Source organism: Streptomyces sp. UNOC14_S4, assembly GCF_020740835.1.
In the GTDB taxonomy this organism is placed as follows: Bacteria; Actinomycetota; Actinomycetes; order Streptomycetales; family Streptomycetaceae; genus Streptomyces.
In genome coordinates, this window is the sequence record NZ_JAINFC010000695.1 from 1 (window position 1) to 3,042 (window position 3,042).

General features: G+C 69.0%; 2 protein-coding genes. One reads left to right on the top strand and one right to left on the bottom strand.

Annotation, left to right across the window (positions count from 1 at the left end; translation table 11 throughout):
• Nucleotides 1-133 precede the first annotated feature (133 nt).
• Entirely contained in the window at nt 134-1,801 is a 1,668-nt protein-coding gene (locus K6I34_RS34445) for a chitinase (protein WP_374231101.1), read from the top strand.
• Nucleotides 1,802-1,896: 95 nt separating this feature from the next.
• Here the strand turns inward: K6I34_RS34445 and K6I34_RS34450 are convergent, their stop codons facing one another.
• The gene (locus tag K6I34_RS34450) at nt 1,897-2,778 is read right to left on the bottom strand and encodes a serine protease (protein WP_229331974.1); all 882 of its coding nucleotides are present in this window, start codon (nt 2,776-2,778) and stop codon (nt 1,897-1,899) included.
• Between the last annotated feature and the right edge of the window lie 264 nt (nt 2,779-3,042).

A 3,042-nucleotide genomic window follows, 5' to 3' on the forward strand; every position in this document is an offset into this window, starting at 1 on the left:
CCCCCACATCATCCTCTGCACCCTTCCCCGGGAACACCCCGAACATTCCGCCGGACCGTTCCCGGCAACCACCACCCCAACTCCTCTCCCACCGGAGGCAGTAGTGCAAGCAGCCATACGCACCACCCGCGCCGTGACGAGACGCGGGCTCGGCACGCTCCTGGCCACCGCGCTCGCCGCGGCCGGCCTGACGGCCGCCGTCGGCTCCCCCGCACGGGCGGCCGACGCCGACCTCGTACGGAACGGCGGCTTCGAGAACGGTCTCTCCCCCTGGAGCTGTACGAGCGACAGCGGCACCGTCGTCACGTCCCCCGCGCACAGCGGCACGGGCGCGCTCAAGGCCACGCCCGCCGGGTCCGACAGCGCCCAGTGCTCGCAGACGGTCAGCGTGCGGCCCAACTCCTCGTACACGCTCGGCGCGTGGGTCCAGGGCTCGTACGTCTACCTCGGCGCGAGCGGCACGGGCACCACGGACGTGTCGACGTGGACGCCGTCCGCGAGCGACTGGCAGCAGCTCACCACCAGCTTCACGACCGGGCCGAACACCACGTCCGTCACCGTCTGGACGCACGGCTGGTACGGCCAGCCCGCGTACCTCGCGGACGACATCACCCTGACGGGGCCCGGGGGCGGCGACCCGGGCGACCCCGCGCCCGGCGCACCGGGCGGGCTGACGGCCGGCTCGGTGACCCCGTCCTCCGTGGCGCTGTCGTGGAGCGCCTCCACCGGAGCCACCGGCTACAACGTCTACCAGGACGGCAGCAAGGTGCAGTCCGTCAGCGGCACGTCGGCGACCGTGACCGGGCTCGCGCCCTCGACCGCGTACCGATTCGAGGTGACGGCGGTCAACGCCTCGGGCGAGTCGGCACGCTCGACGGCCGTCACGGCGACGACGAGCGCGGGCAGCGGCGGCGACCCCTCCGTGCCGAAGCACGCGGTCACGGGCTACTGGCAGAACTTCAACAACGGCGCCACCGTCCAGAAGATCAGTGACGTGCAGAGCCAGTACGACATCATCGCCGTCGCCTTCGCGGACGCCACCGGCACACCCGGAGCCGTCGACTTCACGCTCGACCCGGCGCTCAACTACAGCGAGGCCGCGTTCAAGGCCGACATCGCCGCCAAGCAGGCGGCGGGCAAGAGCGTGATCATCTCCATCGGCGGTGAGAAGGGCACTGTCAGCGTCAACGACTCCGCCTCCGCGACCAACTTCGCGAACAGTGTCTACGCGCTGATGCAGAAGTACGGTTTCAACGGCGTCGACATCGACCTGGAGAACGGTCTCAACCCGACCTACATGACGCAGGCCCTGCGCGCCCTGTCGGCGAAGGCGGGCAGCAAGCTCGTCATCACCATGGCGCCGCAGACCATCGACATGCAGTCGACGTCGGCGGGCTACTTCCGGACGGCGCTCAACGTCAAGGACATCCTGACCGTCGTCAACATGCAGTACTACAACAGCGGCGCGATGAACGGCTGCGACGGCAAGGTGTACGCGCAGGGCACGGTGGACTTCCTCACCGCCCTGGCCTGCATCCAGCTGGAGGGCGGCCTAGCGCCCTCACAGGTGGGCCTGGGCCTGCCCGCCTCCACGCGGGGCGCGGGCAGCGGCTACGTGGCGCCGTCCGTCGTCAACGACGCGCTCGACTGCCTGGCGACGGGTACGCGGTGCGGCTCGTTCAAGCCGTCGAAGACGTACCCGGGCATCCGGGGTGCGATGACCTGGTCCACCAACTGGGACGCGACCGCGGGCAACGCGTGGTCGAACGCGGTGGGGGCGCATGTGCACGCGATGCCGTGACGCTGTGATGTGGTTGCGGTGATGTGTGCGGGAGCGGCCCTGTCGGGTGACAGGGCCGCCTCCTGTGCGTCGGTCACCTCGTCGGTCGGCTGCTGTCAGCGGCGGGCGTACGTGTCGTCACCGGCGGGCTGGGGCAGCGCGCAGTCCGGGAGGCTGAGGTCCAGCTTGTTGCCCGGGGCGAAGCACTTGCCGATGCCGTAGGTCTCCTCGGCGTAGTTGATGCCCTGCCGGACGGTCACCTGGCCGTTCTCGTCGACCTCGCACGGGTTGTTCATCGTGCACTGCTCGCCGTTCTCGTTGCCCGTGTTGTTGATCGCGACGACCTTGCCCGTGTTGGCGTCGATCACCGGCGAACCGGACGTGCCGCCTATGGTGTTGCACGACGGCGTGTAGCGCAGGGAGTCCTTCCAGGTCCAGTCGGCCTCGTGGAGCTCGTGGACGAAGCCGTCGACGTTGCAGGAGTAGATCTTCTTCCAGTACCCGGAGACGACCTTGATCGGCGTACCCGTCGTCGGGTGGTCGGAGGAGAGGTTCAGGGCGTCGATCCGGTAGCGCTGCTTGATCTGCGCGTACGTCTGGTTGAGCTCGTAGAGCGTGACGTCGGTGTCGGTCATCGTGGAGTACGCGACCTTGGTGGCCCGGAGCGTACCGGCGCTGCTCGCGTCCGACTTGAGCAGGGTGAACGTCCGCGAGGACGGCTGGTCGGTGATGACCTGGCCGGGGCCCGGCATGCCCGTCTCCAGGCAGTGGCCGTTGGACATGACCAGGGCGGGGTCGTTGTCGCCCGAGTTCGGCAGCTTGATGAGCGATCCGGAACAGTTGCTGAGCGCGACGGTGCCGGCGAAGTCCACGGCCTTGGGCTTGGTCTTGGCGGCGGGTGTGGTGGCGTGTGCCGTTCCGGCGCCCAGGGCCGCCGTTCCTGTGAGCAGGAGCGTCGCGAGCATGCCGACGAGAGGTCTGCTGCTGATGCGCGTCATGGGGGGTGGATCCTCTCTGGAGCGGTCCGTTTGACGTGTGCATTGTTGGGGCCGCTGATGGCCGACGCAATCGATCAGCCACAAGTGAGAGGGAAGTTGACCGGTTTCCACGTCTGGTGCGGGCCGGTGGGGCTTCTCGCGCCGTTCCCCGCGCCCCTGGGTGGTCTGTGGGCCGGGGGAGGGGCCTCCGGCCGGAACCTGAAACGCGGTGCGTGCGGCCACCTCCTATGGGGAGCCGTACTCCATGCACCGTCATTTCAGAAC

Excerpts from the sequence above, each read along its gene's own strand:
- K6I34_RS34450 (WP_229331974.1), bottom strand. The coding sequence starts at position 2,778 with ATGACGCGCATCAGCAGCAGACCTCTCGTCGGCATGCTCGCGACGCTC.